A 17199-nucleotide genomic window follows, 5' to 3' on the forward strand; every position below is an offset into this window, starting at 1 on the left:
ATCCGTCTCTCCCCACCATACTTGTAAGTAAAGCACTTTGACTGTTAGTCAGGGTGCTTTTTTGTATTAGCTAGTATTTGTGTTTCAATTATTTGATGAAATGGCTTCAAATACAATTATTTTATGACACATGATTATCTGTATGTTATCCTATCATTGAGAAAGAGAGTAAGATAAGAATATACATAGTAAGAAATTGTGCTAGCTAATACTAATAAAATAGCTGAATTTTCCTTAAAAACCAAAAAAGGACTGGCTTCACCTTTATTGAAGGGAATCTAACGATTGATTTGTCTAAATCTTGTATCCTCTTTCTGTTTCTTTTGTTGAGTAGATGGAGAAGGCGCATTTTTTAGTTAGTCAAGGAAAGATAGAAGGAAGGTCCTTCTTTTGCAAAATCTCGTTCCACAGTTCTTCGTCATGCGATTAAATGAAAGCTCTGTTTGTCATACTAGAAAAGAGGAACTAATGAAACTGGGGTGGATACGTGATTTCAGAACAAGATATTATGAAGATAAAGCAACAGATGAATCGGGAAGTCAGTAAGCTTGTCAATATTGTATTAGCAGACTCACAACAAGTGGCTGGCGAAATTTCGGAAGCAACCGATGAGGAGATTCGCTTATCTGATGGGCGAAGCTACAGGTATGAAAATATCCGAGAAATTAATGGTCTATAAAAATGAAAGCGTTAACAATTAGATTAGAAAGAGCCGAAATTATTTTATAGGAAGCTGCGATGTCCTAGCCGTCCTATCACCCTGTATTTCTTAAGGCTAAAAAAGGGGGCAGAAGCACCCCCTGTCATAGTTTATAGACCTGAAATTGGAAAGAAGTAGGCCAATGCATCAGGTAGCACACGTTGCCAAAAGCCCCATACATGGTCGCCGTGATCCTCAATATAGGAGATACGTGCTTGCTTTTGATCCAAAACAGACTTCATTCTTCGGTTGTAGTCTAAGAAATCGTAGGTGCCTGTACTGGTTTCGACTTGCAGCTCTTCCAAACCTACAATCATCCACATATTCATCCAGGATAGGTCAGTTTCTTTTTTCGCTTCATCAATAGAGGCATCAAAGAATGCTCCTGATAAAGAGATGATTTTGTGGAATAGATGAGGGTAATCAAGAGCTAGATGGAACGAAACTGTACCACCAAGGGAGTCGCCGGCTAGAATACGGCTATCAGGGTCTTGGCGAATTGGGTATTTGTCTTCAATATAAGGGACAAGCTCCTCTGCGAAGAAGCGTTTGTACCCAGGGTTTCTTTCCCCAACATGTGAGTATTCACTGGTGCGTTTGCTTCGTTCGTTTGAGACACCGACAATAATCATAGGCTCCATGCCTTCTTCAAGAATAAGGCGGTTAGCAATTGTAGCGATTCGACCCATCGTAAAGAACTCGTTTCCATCCTGACAATAGATGACCGGGTAGGAGAGCATGTCATTGTAACCCGGGGGTAAATATACTTTTACTTGGCGTGGTGCATCTAGGTACTTGCTGGTAAGTTCTTCTTTGATGATGGTTCGTTTTAGGATGTCTGACATCGAATGAAAACCTCCCGACAATTATTCTATCGTTTTAACAAATTGTAATTAAGGTCTTGCAAAAAAATGATACAGAACTTATCATTGATAATAACAGGAACAAGTAAACCCCTGTAATGACTATATTATAACACAAAAAACAGAGTCATGAACTGAAATATAACAGTTGAAATAACTTTTATATGGTTCACATATACAGGGCTTTCGTATCTTCCGAAAAATGTAATTTTACTCCAAACAAAACTCCGTTAATGAGGTGAGCTAAATGACTGTATCTACTGCTGTAGAACATATCGGTCACAATGAGCCATTGCAAATTCTGGCTCCGGATGGAACTGTTGTTAATCCTGAAATGATGCCTAAGCTTTCTGATGAAGAGCTTCGTGAAATTATGCGTCGCATGGTTTTCACTCGTGTTTGGGACCAACGTGCAATTAGTTTGCAACGTCAAGGTCGTCTGGGCTTCGTAGCTCCAGTTTCTGGGCAAGAGGCTACTATGGTAGGTTCTGAATTTGCTTTGAGCAAAGAAGACTTTATCCTACCAAGCTACCGTGACCTTCCACAAATGGTATGGCATGGTGTTCCTATGTACCAAGTATTCTTGTGGTCCCGCGGTCACATCGAAGGTGGACGTTACCCTGACGGTGTAAACGTATTGATGCCACAAATTATCATTGCGGCACAATGTACACAAGCTACTGGTGTAGCAATGGGCTTTAAGCTTCGCGGAGAAAAGAAAGTAGCAATCAACTACTTCGGTGATGGTGCAACTTCTCAAGGTGACTTCTATGAAGCTATGAACTATGCTGGTGTATACAACCTACCAGTTATCTTCTTTAACCAAAACAATGGTTACGCAATCTCCCTGCCGTTTGCTAAGCAAACAAAATCCGAAAACATCGCTGTTAAATCCGTAGCAGCTGGTATTTCTAGCGCTCGCATTGATGGTATGGACGTTCTTGCAGTTGTAAAAGCAACACAAGTTGCAAGAGAACGCGGCATTAACGGTGGAGGAGCTACATTGATCGAAGCTCTTACATACCGTTTCGGTCCTCACTCCATGTCTGGTGATGATCCAACTCGTTACCGTACTGGTGAAGAGCAATCCGAATGGGAACAAAAAGATCCATTAATTCGTTTCCGTAAATTCCTAGAAGCAAAAGGACTATGGAGCGAGCAAGATGAAGAGGCAGTAATCGAAGAGGCAAAAGCCCATGTTGCTGAGCAAATCAAGAAAGCTGACGAAACAGCAAAAATGAAAGTTTCTGAGCTTATTGATGTGATGTTCGAGACTTTGCCTCCACACCTAGAAGAACAAAAAGCAGAATATCTGGCAAAGGAGTCGAAGTAAGCCATGGCAAATTTGACAATGATTCAAGCCATTACTGATGCGATGCGTATTGAATTGGCACGCGACCCTCAAGTTCTAGTATTTGGGGAAGACGTGGGTAATAATGGCGGTGTATTCCGTGCAACAGAAAATCTGCAAAAAGAGTTTGGCGAAGATCGCGTATTTGATACACCTCTAGCTGAATCTGGATTTGGTGGATTGGCAGTAGGTCTTGGTATCAACGGATTCCGTCCAGTTGTTGAGATTCAATTCTTTGGTTTCGTTTTTGAAACAATTGATGCGATCGCAACTCAAGCTGCTCGCATGCGTTACCGTTCTGGTGGAAAATTCACTAGCCCAATCGTATTCCGCTCTCCATTTGGTGGAGGCGTAAAAACCCCTGAGTTGCATTCTGACTCACTAGAAGGTATCTTCCTTCAAACACCAGGTGTGAAAGTAGTAATCCCATCTAATCCTTACGATGCAAAAGGTCTATTGATCTCCGCGATTCGCGATAACGATCCGGTAATCTTCCTTGAGCATATGAAACTATATCGTTCCTTCCGTCAAGAAGTACCAGAAGGCGAATATACAATTCCATTGGGTAAAGCAAACATCGTTCGTGAGGGTACAGATGTAACGATCATCACTTACGGTGCAATGGTTCAAACAAGCATGAAAGCTGCCGAAGAATTAGAAAAACAAGGTAAAAGCGTTGAAGTTATCGACTTGCGCACCTTATCTCCATTAGATATGGAAACAATCCTTGCTTCCGTACAAAAAACAAATCGTGCAATCGTTGTGCAAGAAGCACAACGCACTGCCGGTGTCGCTGCTGAAATCATCGCGCAAATCAACGAAAAAGCTATCTTACATCTAGAAGCGCCTGTTCTTCGTATCGCACCTCCAGATTCCGTGTTCCCGTTTGCACAAGCAGAAGATGCTTGGTTGCCTGATGTAAAAGGTGTTATTGACGGCGTGAACCGCGTATTGGAGTTCTAAGATTCGTATAATCAATGGCGGAAAGTAAGCTTTCCGCCTTCTTTCTCGAAATCGATAGGAGGGAATTATAGTGGCACGATTTGAATATAAATTGCCAGAAACTGGTGAAGGTATCCACGAAGGTGAAATTGCAAAGTGGCATGTAGCTGTGGGAGATACAATTGAAGAGGATCAAGTTATCCTAGAAGTACAAAATGATAAATCCATGGTAGAACTACCATCTCCTGTTGCAGGTAAAGTACTTGAGATCAATGTGAGTGAAGGTACTGTTTCTACAGTAGGTGACACACTATGTGTTATTGAAGTAGAAGGTGCATTGCCTGAAGGTGCAGATCATGGACATGGTGGCGAAAGCGCAGCACCTGCTCAAGAAGCTCCTAAAGCTACTGAAGCACCAGCGGCGGCTGCAGCACCAGCTGTTGCTCAAGGCGGAGCTCCAATTGATCGCAAGCATGTACTTGCTACTCCTTCCGTGCGTAAATACGCTCGTGAAAAGAACATCGATTTGGCGCTTGTACCAGGTACAGGCGGTAAAGTTGGTCGAATTACCAAAGCTGATGTAGATGCATATCTTGCTGGTGGCGCTACAGCACCTGCTCAAGCAGCAGCACCGCAAGCAGCAGCAGCACCAACTGCTTCTCAAGCAGCAGCAGCAACACCTACACAACACTACGCTCCACAAGCTTTCGAATTAGAAGAGCGCGTACCTTTGAAAGGTATCCGTAAAGCTATTTCTAAAGCAATGGTTAAATCTAAATACACAGCTCCACACGTTACTTTGTTTGACGAAGTAGACGTTACTGGCTTGGTTAACCTACGTAAAGAAGGTAAACCACTAGCTATGGAACAAGGAATTAAATTAACTTACCTTCCATTCATTGTAAAAGCAGTAGTGGCTGGTTTGAAAAAATTCCCAATCCTTAACACTTCTATGGATGATGAAACACAAGAAATCATCTTCAAAAAGTACTATAATATTGGTATTGCAACATCTACAGAAGACGGCTTGCTCGTACCTGTAGTTAAAGGCGCAGATCGTAAATCCATCTTCGAAATCTCTGCTGAGATTAACGAATTAGCTGGTAAAGCTCGTGACCGTAAAGCATCTGCCGATGAAATGAAAGGTTCTACTTTCAGCATCACAAACATCGGTTCTGCTGGTGGAATGTTCTTCACTCCAGTGATCAACCATCCTGAAGTAGCTATTTTGGGTGTAGGTCGCATTGAAGAGAAACCAGTAGTGAAAAACGGTGAGATTGTTGTTGCACCAGTCTTAGCGTTGTCTCTAAGCTTTGACCACCGTCTAATCGATGGAGATCCAGCGCAACGTTTCATGAACTATATCAAAAAGCTTCTGGAGAACCCAACACTATTGGTTATGGAGGGATAACAACATGGTAGTAGGAGAATTCGTAGAAGAAATTGACGTAGTAGTCATCGGGGCAGGTCCTGGTGGTTATGTCGCAGCAATCCGCGCAGCTCAATTGGGGAAAAGCGTAGTTGTAGTAGAACGTGGTAACGTAGGTGGCGTATGCTTGAACGTGGGTTGTATCCCATCAAAAGCCCTTATCCACGCTTCTCACGTTTATGAAAATGCACAGCATGGTGCTAGCATGGGTATTACCATGGAAAACGTAAAAGTTGACTATGCTAAAGTACAAGAATGGAAAAGCGGCATCGTGAAACAATTGACTGGCGGGGTTGCTTCCTTGTTCAAAGGAAACAAAATACGTCTAGTTTCTGGGGAAGCGTTCTTCTTGTCTGAGAATGAAATCAGCGTTTATAACGATAATGAGTCCCTTAAATTCAAGTTCAACAATGCGATTATCGCGACCGGTTCTCGTCCGTTCGAACTTCCAGCGTTTAAATGGAGCAAGCGAGTATTGTCCTCTACTGAGGTATTAAGTCTTGGCGAAATTCCAAAACGCATGGTAGTTATCGGTGGTGGATACATCGGGGTTGAGCTAGGTACAGTTCTTGCTAAATTTGGTACAGAACTTACAATCCTTGAGGGTGCAGACCATATCCTACCTGGATTTGAACAAGACATGACTCGTCTAGTTGAACGTCGTTTGAAAAAACACAACGTGAAAATTCATACCAAAGCTCTTGCAAAAGGCGTGGAAGAATCAGAAAACGGTGTAGTCGTAAAAGCAGAAGTAAAAGGAGAAGAAATGTCCTTTGAAGCTGATTACGTACTAGTTACTGTTGGCCGTAAGCCTAACACAAATGATATCGGTCTTGAAGCGATCGGCGTGAAAATGAACGAGCGCGGATTGATCGAAGTAGATAAACAAGGTCGTACAAGTCTACCACACATCTTCGCGATTGGTGACATTGTTCCAGGTCTTGCGCTAGCTCACAAAGCTTCTTATGAAGGTAAAGTGGCTGCTGAGGCAATTGCGGGACATGCGGCTGAAGTGGATTACAAGTGCATTCCTTCTGTTGTATTCTCCGATCCAGAAATGTCCAGTGTGGGTATCTCTGAAAGAGAAGCAAAAGAACAAGGTCTAGATGTAGTTGTAGGTCGTTTCCCTTATGCTGCTAACGGACGTGCTCTATCTGTTAATGCCGGCGAAGGATTTGCAAAAATCATTGCTGACAAAGAAACAGGAGTAGTTCTAGGTGCACAATTCGTTGGGGAAGATGCTTCTAACATCGTATCTGAAGTAGCTTTGGCTATTGAGATGGGTGCTACATTGGAAGATATCGAGCTAACTATCCATGCTCACCCAACTTTGGGCGAAGTAACATTGGAAGCTGCAGAAATGGCGCTTGGTCGTCCGATCCACGTAGTGGTAAAATAATTATTCTCTATAGAAAAGGGTTGCTGGAATAGACCAGCAACCTTTTTTCTTTACTCGTAAAAGAAGGTTATATTAGCTTGCAAGAAAAAGATAAGAGTGTGTACAAACATACCGAGTATTACAAGCTAATAAAAGAGCTCAGGTATACATTTTAGAGCCAGAGCGTTTAAACTCTTCTGCCTTTTGAGAAAGCCCTGTTTCAATGAGAGAATCTTCAAGACTTGGTGTACTTTTATCCGACAATTGACTGTTATCAACCATTCCTTTTAATTCATGACTAATTTTCATGCTGCAAAATTTCGGTCCACACATCGAGCAAAAATGCGCTGTTTTAGCTGGTTCAGCGGGAAGAGCTTCATCATGATAATCGCGTGCTCGCTCGGGATCTAATGATAAATGAAATTGATCGTGCCAGCGAAATTCAAATCGTGCTTTTGACATCGCATCATCCCATGCTTGAGCAAGGGGATGACCTTTTGCTAGATCGGCGGCATGCGCTGCGATTTTATAGGCGATGACCCCTTCTTTTACATCATGCTTATTAGGCAGTCCTAAATGTTCTTTCGGCGTTACATAGCATAGCATCGCAGTACCAAACCAGCCAATCATAGCAGCACCAATGGCAGAGGTAATGTGATCATATCCGGGGGCAATATCAGTTGTAAGCGGCCCTAACGTATAGAAGGGAGCCTCCTGACAAATATCCTGCTGAATGTCTACGTTTTCTTTAATCTTGTGCATGGGAACATGTCCCGGCCCTTCGATCATGACCTGAACATCATACTCCCAGGCCATTTTCGTTAGTTCACCCAAGGTTTCCAATTCCGCCATTTGAGCAGCATCATTGGCATCCGCAATGGACCCCGGCCGCAGACCATCCCCTAAGGAGAGTGAGATATCGTAAGCACTTGCAATTTCACAAATCTCACGGAAATGTGTATACAAGAAATTCTCCTGATGATAGGTAAGACACCAAGAGGCCATAATGGAACCTCCTCGCGAAACGATTCCTGTCACACGATTCATGGTAAGAGGGATGTAACGAAGCAAGAGTCCAGCATGCACTGTGAAGTAGTCCACACCTTGTTCTGCTTGCTCGATTAACGTATCCCGGTATAATTCCCAGGATAAATTCTCTGGTTGTCCTCCCGCTTTCTCCAAAGCTTGATACAATGGTACAGTTCCGACTGGTACAGGAGCATTCCGTAAAATCCATTCACGTGTCGTGTGAATATTTTTACCGGTCGATAAATCCATTATGGTATCCGCTCCCCAGCGAATTGCCCAGACCATTTTTTCAACTTCATCTTCTATGGAGGAAAGAACAGCCGAATTTCCAATATTAGCGTTTATTTTTACCAAAAATTGCTTGCCAATAAGCATAGGCTCTAGCTCGGGGTGATTTATATTAGCTGGCAATATGGCGCGTCCACTGGCAATTTCTTGACGTACTACCTCTGGCTTTATTCCCTCACGTATCGCTGCGAATTCCATTTCAGGTGTAATGATGCCTTTACGTGCATAATGAAGCTGAGTGACGCGTTTTCCTCTACGTGCTCGCAGAGGTGGACGATTTTCAAATTCTTGAACAGGAAGCGAGTTAGCATCCTTTGATTTTGTAGGGGCAAGATTTTTGGAGGCCCCGTATGTTTCTGTGTCATTGCGTTCTAAAATCCAAGGAGAGCGGAGTGGTGCAAGACCTTTGCTTAGATCAATCGTTTCAAACAGTGTTTCATCTGTGTAGGGTCCGCTCGTATCATACACTTGCAAAGGAGCATTTGGAGTAACGCGTCCTTGCTGATCAACAGTAGGAGAAAGCATAATTTCACGAAACGGAACCAGTAGATCAGGCCTTGAGCCTGTCACATATCTCTTGCGACTTGCTGGAAAAAAAGACGGAGTTGATAAAATAGACATTGCTATACCTCCCAACATCATTTGGCAACTAGCTAGGGACGGTAGGAGCGACAAACTAAAAAGAGCCATACAGCAAAGGCTGACGGCTCTTATCCATACAAAATAAACATGCTGAAATAAACGAAGTCATTCGTATGGGATCGTTTCCTACGCTGGCATTATCCAGATCAGGTTTCACGGTCGGTAGCAGAGTTCTCCACCCTCTCAGCCTGGCTTCATCCAAGCTCCCGTATCCATATGTAGTTGCCCTTCTACCATATCATATGGAAAAATGTGGGTCAATAGGACTGATGGAACGTTATGTGTGGGAAAAATAAACAAAACCGCCAATCCGGCCAGGGACAGGCGGTTTGTTAAGCAGAGGGTTATCCTTCGCGTGTTTTAACTTGACGGGAATGATTCTTTTGCTTTACCTTTTTGGTTCCTGGCAAAGGTTCCCCGGTTTGTTCTAAGCCTTGAAATTGGTTATTATATGTTTGATGCGGATTTTCTACTAAGAAATCATCTTTTGCCATCCTTATCAGCTCCTTCGTGATTAGTATGGGAGGGAAATTGGTATCACATGCATTGGGAAGTGTTTGTAACGCTGTGAATTATAGTTAAACAGGAGAGGACAGATTTTTATGAAAAAAAGATCGATGTTTATGGCAGTGCTCGCTAGCTTATTACTTGTAACAGGCTGTAGTGGAAATCAATCAAATACGACGCCTATTGAACAAGCCCAAGATATAAAGGTTAATCAGATAGATCTCACAGCGGAGCTCAAGTTTACAGAGCAAGCTATGATTGGGAAAACGACACTAGCTCAGATGGAAAAAATATATGGACCTGCTGTAGAAAAAAAGACCATTAAAAGTAATTTTCGTACCAATTTAAAATCAGAGAATGGACCAAATCCAGAAGTAGAGCAAGAAGTAGCTTTTATCAAGATCAATCCATTAACAGGGGCAAAATGGAATAAGGCCTACCCCTTATATTTTACCAAAACGGCTGACCCTACATTAGTAGCTGCCCAAGTGATGTTAAAACGCGGAGATTTGATGAAAAATCTTGAGTCTAAAAAGCAACTAACCCTAGAAGATATCAAAAAGGTATATGGAGCGCCAACACGCGACCTAGGAAGAGTTCTGGAGTATTATGATTTCAAAAATAAAGCTGTTCTGCATGTCATTCTAACGGACAATAATCAAATTTCCACTATGCTAACCCATTATGGATTGTTGTATGCGGACAAGCAAGAGGATATGATTGAGAATGAAAATATCATTAAGCGTTTGAGTCAGGAACAAGGATCAGCATCTAAGTAAAAACGGCCAGAAGCCTTTATAAGAGTCATAACCTATAAAGCCGTGGCGAATGGAGGGATCATCATGCCAACCTTGATTGCACCCGTATTTAATACCATAACAGATAAACCACTTCGCATACAGCTAAGTGAGGATTTCTTTCTGGTATCCGGCTTTGAGCCCTTGTATAAGATTTGTCATGAGCGCTTGCGTCCACAGATGAACGAGAATCGGCTTCATTTTGAAGAAAAGGTAAAACCAAACTCATTGTTTCTCTATGCAGAGTATCCTACCTTAAAAGTAAAAGAGGATCGTCCTTTTATAGCTGAAATAGAGAATCGCTTAAACATGGCGAATGGAGAAGGGGTTTGTTCGATCCCTTATCTATTAACAATGGAAGAAAATCGGTATGGGATTAATTATTTAAAACGCTCATTAGATGGTCCTAAGTTTATATATACCGATCAAATAGAGGGATTGTTCAAGCGTCTAATGAATGCAGATATCTCGTTTCCAACCGTTCCGTATCGCAGATATTTATTAGCTTTAGAAAAGAAATCGTTGGAGGATGAGTTGTTAGATTTATGGATTGCTTTGGAGTCTTTGTTTGTACCAGATGGTAAAAAGGGAGAGATTACGTACAAGGTGCGAACAAGAATTGCTTATTATCTGGGGCAAACACCTGAAGAAAGGATTAGGATTGCCAATTTTATTAAAAACTCCTACAACCATCGTTCTGAAGTGGTTCATAGCGGTAAGGATTTAGGTAATACAATCAAAGAAGAAATACAGATATTACGTCAGATTGCCAGAGCTACCCTTATTAATTTAGCTCTAGAAAAAACCAAACTACAAAAGCTGAGGGAACAACTAGACAATTTGGTGCTAACTGGCAGAACATATAAAGAGGAATTTTCACCTGCTTATTTTGAACATATTGTCTTGCCCTAGAAATGAATTAAACAGGGGAATAGCAGGGGGAACCTTCTTAAATAGAAAAGCAGCTACTCGTTTTCTAGGAGTGGCTGCTTTTTTTAAAACTAAACAAACGAATAAAGACATAGGCTTGCTTTGTTAAGATAAATCGTGTTTGTCACGAATATGATTGATTAAACCAACCGAACCTGCTTCGACTAACTCGTACACATAATCAAATCTACCTGTAAAATAGGGATCTTCGACTTCTGTTTCCTTATAAGCGGGAGCATAATCCATCAGTTTGGTAACATTTTTAGCATCTGGAGCAAAAGCACACAATTTTTCTACATTGGAATTGTCCATGCATACAATATAGTCAAATTGTTGAAAATCAGCAGAACGAATTTGTCTAGCAAAAATAGTATCAAAACGAATGTTATGCTTCGTTAATACTAGTTGAGTCCCTTCATGTGGAGGGTTTCCAACGTGCCAACTGCCAATCGCTGCTGAATCAATTTCAATGAATTCCTCTAGTCCGGCGAGTTGTACTTGATGACGAAAAACTGCCTCTGCCATGGGTGATCGACAAATGTTGCCTAGACAAACAAATAACACACGTACCATATGAAAAACCTCCTTACATTGCATATGAACAAAGCAAAACCTCGGCTATCAAGCTCGCCGAGGTTATTTGTTTTAATCTACTCACATGCCTATTCTTAGTATACCATCCATGCGTTTGGTAACCAACGACCACGTGGGTCGCCATTTGCGGATTTTGTGAGAACATTGCCTTTGTCAACCATCATGGAAGAAGTACCGCCGTCCATAGCCATTCCATTTACAGCGCCGTATTCTTCGAGCAGATCAGCCATATCTTTCATGCTAGCACCAATAGAGTGCTTTTGACGACCATCAATAACAATGAACAAGATGGTGCCATCAGCCATCTGGCCTACAGCCGTACGTGGAGCGATTCCCCAGCTAATCGGATCTTTTCCGGCAAAGAGGTTCTTTCCATTTACCACCAATTGAGGTCGAAATGACATAGCATCTCTAATATTCATCTTCAACAGCTCTTTAGAGGTATAACGACCTGTGATTAACTTTCCGCTATAATCAATTCCAAGCACGGTGTCCCCGCCGGATGGATTGTAATCCTGAAGCAGTTTTCCATCTACGATCACTAGTCCAGCTGCTTGGCTGCCGTACCCCATAAAATTGGGATCATAAAAGCCGCTTGCATTGACTCCACCAATTGCATTCGTTCGTTCTGAGAATTCACTAATCCATTCACCGCGTGGTTTACCCCGGTTCTTTTTTGTACCGGTTGTTTGAATTAAGTGTACACGGTTAGGATCAGAAACCTTCATCACGTATCCTTTAAAGTAATGAGCGGGATTGAAGTATTTTTCTACCGGAATAACTTCAGTCAGCTCTTTTTGAACAGGCTTTTCTTCTTGTTTTTCTTCTTTTGCCGGCGGAGTAGTTACCTCTGTAGGTGAAACGGAGTTAATCGCTTCGGGATTATTGATCTCCGCACGAAGAGAATTAAGGGCGTCTTCTCCTACCAATGTATATTTAGCCCAACTGGAGTGTTGAGTTGTGAGCAACGTTCCAGCAAGCCACAACCGCAAGTCGTGGGTTAAATAAAAACCGGCTACTAGTACAACGAAGGTTACAATACTTCCTAATAATAGTTTCTTTTTTCGTTTCGCTTTTCTCTTTTTTGATCTTCGCATGGGTTGTTGATCTTTAGAACTGCGAGTACGGGATAGTGGTGCCTCTGACATGTATCTCATTCCTATCTAGCTTAATCTGATATTTTTAGGTATAAGGAGGTAGTTCCATTTATATGACGCGCATGTGGATAAAAGGTTACGACCTTTTTGCATTCCATTGACAGCACTTACTGGATAGACCCTAATGAAGCTATCAGCATGCTTTCTCTTATTCTGGGTAAACTACATATGGAGGTGAGGTTTATGCGCGAATTTGATAAAGAGTTTCAGGAACAAGTAGAAGAGTACAGAAAAAATCCACCGGGCACTCATAACCAGCATAGTGAGACAGACCGCCATGATAAAATGGAAAAACACGAAACAAGAGTGGATTCTAACTCCTAATCTGGCTAATCTGATACGTAAGGGCGATGACTCTTTTTGAGAAATCGCCTTTTGCATACATATTTGGCGATGAGAGATGCAAAGATTGAATTTGATACCTTGGGTTTTCTTCTTGCCAAGAAAATGGTAAGCTAATCTGTACGAACTATTTGGTTGTAGGAGGATTTCTTCAGTGTCTAACGATTTTATGCAAATTACACGAGGTCCCATTGTAACATTTCTAAGGGAACGTGGCTATGAAAAGCTAACTCCTATTCAAGCACAAACCTTGCCGGTTATTCTAGAGGGAAAAGATGTCATAGCTGAATCTCCTACGGGATCAGGGAAAACAATGGCATATTTATTGCCTCTTGTCCAAAATTTAGATGAAACAAAAAAAGAATTACAAGTACTAGTATTAGCACCTACGCAAGAGCTGGTTATGCAGATTTATCGCGAGGCTACGCAGTTGTTAGCTTCTATTGGAATGCATGCCGCCGCACTGATTGGTGGAGTCGATGCGAAGCGCCAGTTGGACAAGCTAAAAACCCATCCAGCTATTGTTATCGGAACGCCGGGGCGCGTAAAAGAGCTGTTAGAAATACGCAAATTAAAAGTGCATACCGTGAAAAGTGTAGTAATCGATGAGGCTGATCGCATGCTCGATCGCGGATTTGCTAATCCGGTGCAGGATGTATTGCGCCGTTTAATGCGTGATACGCAACGCTTGTTTTTCTCTGCAACATTATCTAAACAAACACAAGCTTTAATAAAGAGCATGGCTCATGAGCCGGTAGTCATTGCAACAGAGGCTCCTGAGAGTAAATATGAAGTGCTTCATTTTTATTTAGTAGAAGAAGGGCGTAAAAAAGCAGATGCGCTTCGTCGTCTGATTCGTATGGTCAATGCTAAAAAAACACTTGTTTTCTTAAATACCATCGAGCGGGTTGATGAAATTAAAGAGAAGCTAACGTATCATCATCTAGAATGCGAACTGCTTCATCGAGATACGCCAAAAGTGGATCGAGCGCGGGCCCTGCAGCATTTCCGTGAAGGGAAGCTACCTGTATTAATCGTAACAGATGTAGCCGCTCGCGGTATTGATATTTCTGATGTTGAGCTGGTTATTCACTATGATCCTGCTACAGATGCCGATACATATGTTCACCGCAGCGGAAGAACGGGGCGTATGGGGAAGGCAGGACTGGTCTTTTCGATTGTGTTACCTAACCAACGATTTATCATCCAAAAATTCTCTAAACAAAAACAAATTCCGATTCTGGAAAAAGCGATGTCCTATGGGGCTTTGGTTGATCCAGGTGAGGCACGTAAGCCTAATTTGGGACAGAAAGCGAAACAGCGTGACTCTTCAACTGGAGATCGTACACCAGGTAAGCGCAGTCCTTCAAGAAAACGCTCCTAAAAGACCGCTTGTTTTTCTTAGTAGGTACATAAGCCCCCTCTAACTGTGACACATTAGTAGGGTACAAACATTCCTTATTAACGGAAGGTGGGAAGGGCTTGTGCGTAAAAACCGACTGTATGAAGAAAAGCTTTTGGTAAATGGGCAGATTGGTGGCGAGCGGTTATCCAGTCAGGAGCGCCAAACGTTGCAAAGAGAAGCTCAGGAATTAAAAGAACTGATGGAACAAGCAAAGCAACAAGAGATTGTCGAATAGGGTCCACGTTAAAAAGAGCGGCTAAAAAGCCGCTCTTTTCGCTACTACAAGGTTATAGCTGGTTATTTAGGACGTTTAGATAGAAAATAGAATAAAAAACAAAAACTGACCCCAAGAATAATGATCCAGATAATACTAGTAAAAGGTAAACTGCTCAATGTTTTCTCTCCTCCTAGATGACTAACCTGCTCATGAAAATTGCTCCTTATCTCCAATGTAAGCAAATCATCTGTTATAATCAAGTTCTGATAGCTAGAACGCGGGAAATAGAGAGAAGGAGAAACATTTTTATGAACTTTAGTATCGACTGGCTTTCCTTTTTTGTATTAGAGCAGATTGATGATGAGGGAACGAAGCAGGTACGCATGTCTAAAATTCTTTCCCATGATGAATATGAACAAAGCGAACTAAAAACGTTCCTTGACGGAGAATTTACCAAGATTGCGAAACGAAAAGTAGAAAAAAATCCCTTACATGATGCGGCGGCAACGAAATTGGGGCAATTTATCCTAGAGCCTGGACACCCGCTAGATTCAAATCCGAATTATGGGTTGTTTAAACGTTTACTGCATTCCGCAGCTAAGGAAGATATCAAATCGCATTCGCTAGACCTTCTACAATCATATGTCAAAACACCACAAGTTCGCGGTGGCGTACTTATAATCGTCAAAGCCAAGCTAGACAAGCTCGACGATTCATTCTTATTTCTGTTAAAATGTGATTTTGAGCAAAAAACAGCGGTGATCACGGATGAAAACAGCCTGATATCTAATGTGGAAATGGCCATTAATGCAAAAAATATCAAATCAATTATGTATCCCTTCATGGAAGAAGAAGGTATGGTAGATATTTATCATGTGAAAATTCATCAGTTCTCCCATGCCCGCTATTTTGAAGAATTTCTCAAATTTATCGAGTATCCGAGAACGATCACAGAGATTGTCTCTCAAGAAGTTATCTCGCTTGCAAAACAGCATATTGAATATACTTTTCCAGAAGATTCACCACAGCGTCAGCAGGAGGAAGAAGAAATCGAGCTAATAGCTGCGAGTCCTAAACGGGAGCTGGCTGAGAAATGGGAACATGAGACCGTCATGGAAGCAATGCACATCATTACGGAGCACCAACCTGAGATCGAACTGAAATTTAAATTGGATCACCTACAGGTAAGAGCAATGCTGTCCGATTATGGCACACAAATGCATATTGCCAAAGTGAATGGCCGTTATGTTGTTGTCTTAGAGGGAGATGCACTGCAATTTGAGAAAGGCTTCTCTCCTGTGGAATTTTTAAAGCCTAAATCTCTTCATGAGCTAGTAGATGACATTGAAAGAAGGGCTAAAGAAGCGACCATTCATCCTGGATACCAAGGAAACGGGGCTGAAGAAACCTCTAGTATGGAAGTAGCATCAGCACTAGCACCTTCAGATGATACCCCACCTTGGTAGGAACGATTTTTTTAAAAGGCAATACGCAAAGTAGCGATCCGACAAAGAGGTGAGTAGATGAGCTACAATCATGATCAAGAACAAAAACACAATCCAAAAGGCCGTGAATCCATTCAGAAGCGTGTAAAAGAATTATTGGAGAAAGAATTACCCGAGGGCTGGAGCTGTATTTTAGATGGCGAGCACATTAAGCTACAAGCTGTCATAAAAGAGGAGATCCATGAGCGTTCCATTTCCCTACAAACCTTATATAAGCAGGTGGAAGCTCAGCCTGACAACCGTCGTGAACTTTTATATCGCTATGTACAGCATATAATGGCAGCGGTAAAAGGAGCTACAGATACGAGTAAGCTAGAGGGAAATGAACAGAATGTGTATCCGGTGTTGCGCCATTCATCTTTCTTCGACCATCCTCGAGCAAAAAGCTTAATTACCCATCCCCATACAGCAGAAACCACAATTGCCTATGCATTAGATCGCGAGGACGGATACATTCTACTGGATGAGAAAATGCTGCAGCAAGCTGGATGGACGCAGGAGAAGCTCCATGATCTTGCGATGGATAATCTTGAGGCATCTCCTTATACCATGAAAAGCGATCAGGTAGGGGAGCATGTGCTTTATTTTCTCAATGCACAAGACGGGTATGCAGCGAGTCGGATTTTATTGCCCGGCATCCTACATGAATTTGAGGGGAAAAAGAAAGGAAAACTACTGGGAACCGCTATTCCTCACCAGGATGTCATGATCATTGGCGATCTAGCAAATGATAAAGGCGCACAACTATTAGCTCAGGTAACACACCATTTTGCAAGTAAAGGTGACGTGCCAATATGTCCGTTACCTTTCATCTATCAACAAGGGGAATTAGAGACCTACCTGGTCGTCAGTCCTAATCAGAAAGGATAAGAAAAATGCTAACGAAAATTGAAAAAGAACTACTAGAAGAATGCATGGATGATTTATATGCTGATTATAGCGATTATAAAAAAAGCTTGAAGCCAGGGCAAGAAATGAACGCAACCTATAAGACGTTTATTAGCATCACGAAAAAATTGGGATTGACCCAGCCTAAATAATCCAAAGTAATACAGCGGGATGACAAGAAGCTATACTCATTTTTTAGATAAAGGCTTCTGTCACAAGAAGAGCAACCTATAGT

General features: G+C 41.9%; 18 protein-coding genes and 1 riboswitch. Of the genes, 13 read left to right on the forward strand and 5 right to left on the reverse strand.

Annotation, left to right across the window (positions count from 1 at the left end; all coding sequences use genetic code 11):
• Positions 1-487: 487 nt before the first annotated feature.
• Complete coding sequence (locus AYJ08_RS01335) at positions 488-679, forward strand: hypothetical protein (protein ID WP_064016284.1); 192 nt, start codon at positions 488-490, stop codon at positions 677-679.
• A gap of 131 nt (positions 680-810) precedes the next feature.
• On the opposite strand, the gene AYJ08_RS01340 is transcribed toward AYJ08_RS01335, so the two are convergent.
• Entirely contained in the window at positions 811-1545 is a 735-nt protein-coding gene (locus AYJ08_RS01340; RefSeq protein ID WP_064016285.1) for an alpha/beta hydrolase, read from the reverse strand.
• 265 nt (positions 1546-1810) lie between these two features.
• Here AYJ08_RS01340 and pdhA point away from each other — a divergent pair, with 265 nt between their 5' ends.
• The 4 genes from pdhA to lpdA all read left to right on the forward strand — a co-directional run bounded on the left by pdhA (position 1811) and on the right by lpdA (position 6684).
• Positions 1811-2896 (forward strand): pyruvate dehydrogenase (acetyl-transferring) E1 component subunit alpha, encoded by a 1086-nt coding sequence (pdhA, locus tag AYJ08_RS01345; RefSeq protein ID WP_022586246.1) that lies wholly within the window; start codon positions 1811-1813, stop codon positions 2894-2896.
• A 3-nt stretch (positions 2897-2899) separates the two neighbouring features.
• Positions 2900-3877: an alpha-ketoacid dehydrogenase subunit beta gene (locus AYJ08_RS01350; RefSeq protein WP_064016286.1), complete on the forward strand. Its 978-nt coding sequence runs from the start codon at positions 2900-2902 to the stop codon at positions 3875-3877.
• Between the two features lie 70 nt (positions 3878-3947).
• Positions 3948-5267, forward strand: a complete 1320-nt coding sequence (locus AYJ08_RS01355) for a dihydrolipoamide acetyltransferase family protein (RefSeq protein ID WP_064016287.1) — start codon at positions 3948-3950, stop codon at positions 5265-5267.
• A 4-nt stretch (positions 5268-5271) separates the two neighbouring features.
• Positions 5272-6684, forward strand: a complete 1413-nt coding sequence (gene lpdA / locus AYJ08_RS01360; protein ID WP_064016288.1) for a dihydrolipoyl dehydrogenase — start codon at positions 5272-5274, stop codon at positions 6682-6684.
• A 138-nt stretch (positions 6685-6822) separates the two neighbouring features.
• Here the strand turns inward: lpdA and thiC are convergent, their stop codons facing one another.
• Positions 6823-8601, reverse strand: a complete 1779-nt coding sequence (thiC, locus tag AYJ08_RS01365; RefSeq protein ID WP_064016289.1) for a phosphomethylpyrimidine synthase ThiC — start codon at positions 8599-8601, stop codon at positions 6823-6825.
• Between the two features lie 124 nt (positions 8602-8725).
• Positions 8726-8842, reverse strand: a riboswitch (TPP riboswitch).
• A 124-nt stretch (positions 8843-8966) separates the two neighbouring features.
• A complete protein-coding gene (locus AYJ08_RS01370) occupies positions 8967-9116 on the reverse strand; it encodes a small acid-soluble spore protein P (protein WP_022586243.1) in 150 nt (49 codons plus the stop codon).
• A 108-nt stretch (positions 9117-9224) separates the two neighbouring features.
• Here AYJ08_RS01370 and AYJ08_RS01375 point away from each other — a divergent pair, with 108 nt between their 5' ends.
• On the forward strand, positions 9225-9908 hold the full coding sequence (locus AYJ08_RS01375) for a peptidylprolyl isomerase (protein ID WP_064016290.1): 684 nt from the start codon (positions 9225-9227) through the stop codon (positions 9906-9908).
• A 63-nt stretch (positions 9909-9971) separates the two neighbouring features.
• On the forward strand, positions 9972-10838 hold the full coding sequence (locus AYJ08_RS01380) for a HEPN domain-containing protein (protein WP_064016291.1): 867 nt from the start codon (positions 9972-9974) through the stop codon (positions 10836-10838).
• Positions 10839-10961: 123 nt separating this feature from the next.
• On the opposite strand, the gene AYJ08_RS01385 is transcribed toward AYJ08_RS01380, so the two are convergent.
• Together AYJ08_RS01385 and AYJ08_RS01390 are read right to left on the reverse strand one after the other, a co-directional pair.
• Entirely contained in the window at positions 10962-11429 is a 468-nt protein-coding gene (locus tag AYJ08_RS01385; RefSeq protein ID WP_064016292.1) for a low molecular weight protein-tyrosine-phosphatase, read from the reverse strand.
• 95 nt (positions 11430-11524) lie between these two features.
• A complete protein-coding gene (locus AYJ08_RS01390; protein ID WP_064016293.1) occupies positions 11525-12598 on the reverse strand; it encodes a phosphodiester glycosidase family protein in 1074 nt (357 codons plus the stop codon).
• Between the two features lie 192 nt (positions 12599-12790).
• Here AYJ08_RS01390 and AYJ08_RS23735 point away from each other — a divergent pair, with 192 nt between their 5' ends.
• From AYJ08_RS23735 to AYJ08_RS23745, 6 genes are all read left to right on the forward strand, one after another.
• On the forward strand, positions 12791-12931 hold the full coding sequence (locus AYJ08_RS23735; RefSeq protein WP_003340661.1) for a hypothetical protein: 141 nt from the start codon (positions 12791-12793) through the stop codon (positions 12929-12931).
• 172 nt (positions 12932-13103) lie between these two features.
• Entirely contained in the window at positions 13104-14333 is a 1230-nt protein-coding gene (locus tag AYJ08_RS01395; RefSeq protein ID WP_064016294.1) for a DEAD/DEAH box helicase, read from the forward strand.
• A 100-nt stretch (positions 14334-14433) separates the two neighbouring features.
• Positions 14434-14589, forward strand: coding sequence for a hypothetical protein (locus tag AYJ08_RS23740; protein WP_003335923.1), 156 nt, complete (start codon positions 14434-14436; stop codon positions 14587-14589).
• A 290-nt stretch (positions 14590-14879) separates the two neighbouring features.
• Positions 14880-16037, forward strand: coding sequence for a DUF3900 domain-containing protein (locus AYJ08_RS01400; protein ID WP_064016295.1), 1158 nt, complete (start codon positions 14880-14882; stop codon positions 16035-16037).
• A gap of 57 nt (positions 16038-16094) precedes the next feature.
• Positions 16095-16946 (forward strand): DUF1444 family protein, encoded by an 852-nt coding sequence (locus AYJ08_RS01405; protein ID WP_064016296.1) that lies wholly within the window; start codon positions 16095-16097, stop codon positions 16944-16946.
• 5 nt (positions 16947-16951) lie between these two features.
• Entirely contained in the window at positions 16952-17116 is a 165-nt protein-coding gene (locus AYJ08_RS23745; protein WP_003335926.1) for a hypothetical protein, read from the forward strand.
• The last annotated feature ends 83 nt before the right edge of the window (positions 17117-17199 follow it).

The sequence above is a fragment of the Brevibacillus sp. SKDU10 genome, assembly GCF_001645205.1.
Taxonomy (GTDB): domain Bacteria; phylum Bacillota; class Bacilli; order Brevibacillales; family Brevibacillaceae; genus Brevibacillus_B; species Brevibacillus_B halotolerans.

Bases quoted from the DNA above. Each gene is read 5' to 3' on its own strand.
- AYJ08_RS01340 (WP_064016285.1), bottom strand. From the start codon at position 1,545: ATGTCAGACATCCTAAAACGAACCATCATCAAAGAAGAACTTACCAGC.
- AYJ08_RS01380 (WP_064016291.1), top strand. From the start codon at position 9,972: ATGCCAACCTTGATTGCACCCGTATTTAATACCATAACAGATAAACCA.
- pdhA (WP_022586246.1), top strand. From the start codon at position 1,811: ATGACTGTATCTACTGCTGTAGAACATATCGGTCACAATGAGCCATTG.
- AYJ08_RS01405 (WP_064016296.1), top strand. From the start codon at position 16,095: ATGAGCTACAATCATGATCAAGAACAAAAACACAATCCAAAAGGCCGT.
- AYJ08_RS23735 (WP_003340661.1), top strand. From the start codon at position 12,791: ATGCGCGAATTTGATAAAGAGTTTCAGGAACAAGTAGAAGAGTACAGA.
- AYJ08_RS23745 (WP_003335926.1), top strand. From the start codon at position 16,952: ATGCTAACGAAAATTGAAAAAGAACTACTAGAAGAATGCATGGATGAT.
- thiC (WP_064016289.1), bottom strand. From the start codon at position 8,601: ATGTCTATTTTATCAACTCCGTCTTTTTTTCCAGCAAGTCGCAAGAGA.
- AYJ08_RS01375 (WP_064016290.1), top strand. From the start codon at position 9,225: ATGAAAAAAAGATCGATGTTTATGGCAGTGCTCGCTAGCTTATTACTT.
- AYJ08_RS01350 (WP_064016286.1), top strand. From the start codon at position 2,900: ATGGCAAATTTGACAATGATTCAAGCCATTACTGATGCGATGCGTATT.
- AYJ08_RS01370 (WP_022586243.1), bottom strand. From the start codon at position 9,116: ATGGCAAAAGATGATTTCTTAGTAGAAAATCCGCATCAAACATATAAT.
- AYJ08_RS01385 (WP_064016292.1), bottom strand. From the start codon at position 11,429: ATGGTACGTGTGTTATTTGTTTGTCTAGGCAACATTTGTCGATCACCC.
- AYJ08_RS01400 (WP_064016295.1), top strand. From the start codon at position 14,880: ATGAACTTTAGTATCGACTGGCTTTCCTTTTTTGTATTAGAGCAGATT.
- lpdA (WP_064016288.1), top strand. From the start codon at position 5,272: ATGGTAGTAGGAGAATTCGTAGAAGAAATTGACGTAGTAGTCATCGGG.
- AYJ08_RS01390 (WP_064016293.1), bottom strand. From the start codon at position 12,598: ATGTCAGAGGCACCACTATCCCGTACTCGCAGTTCTAAAGATCAACAA.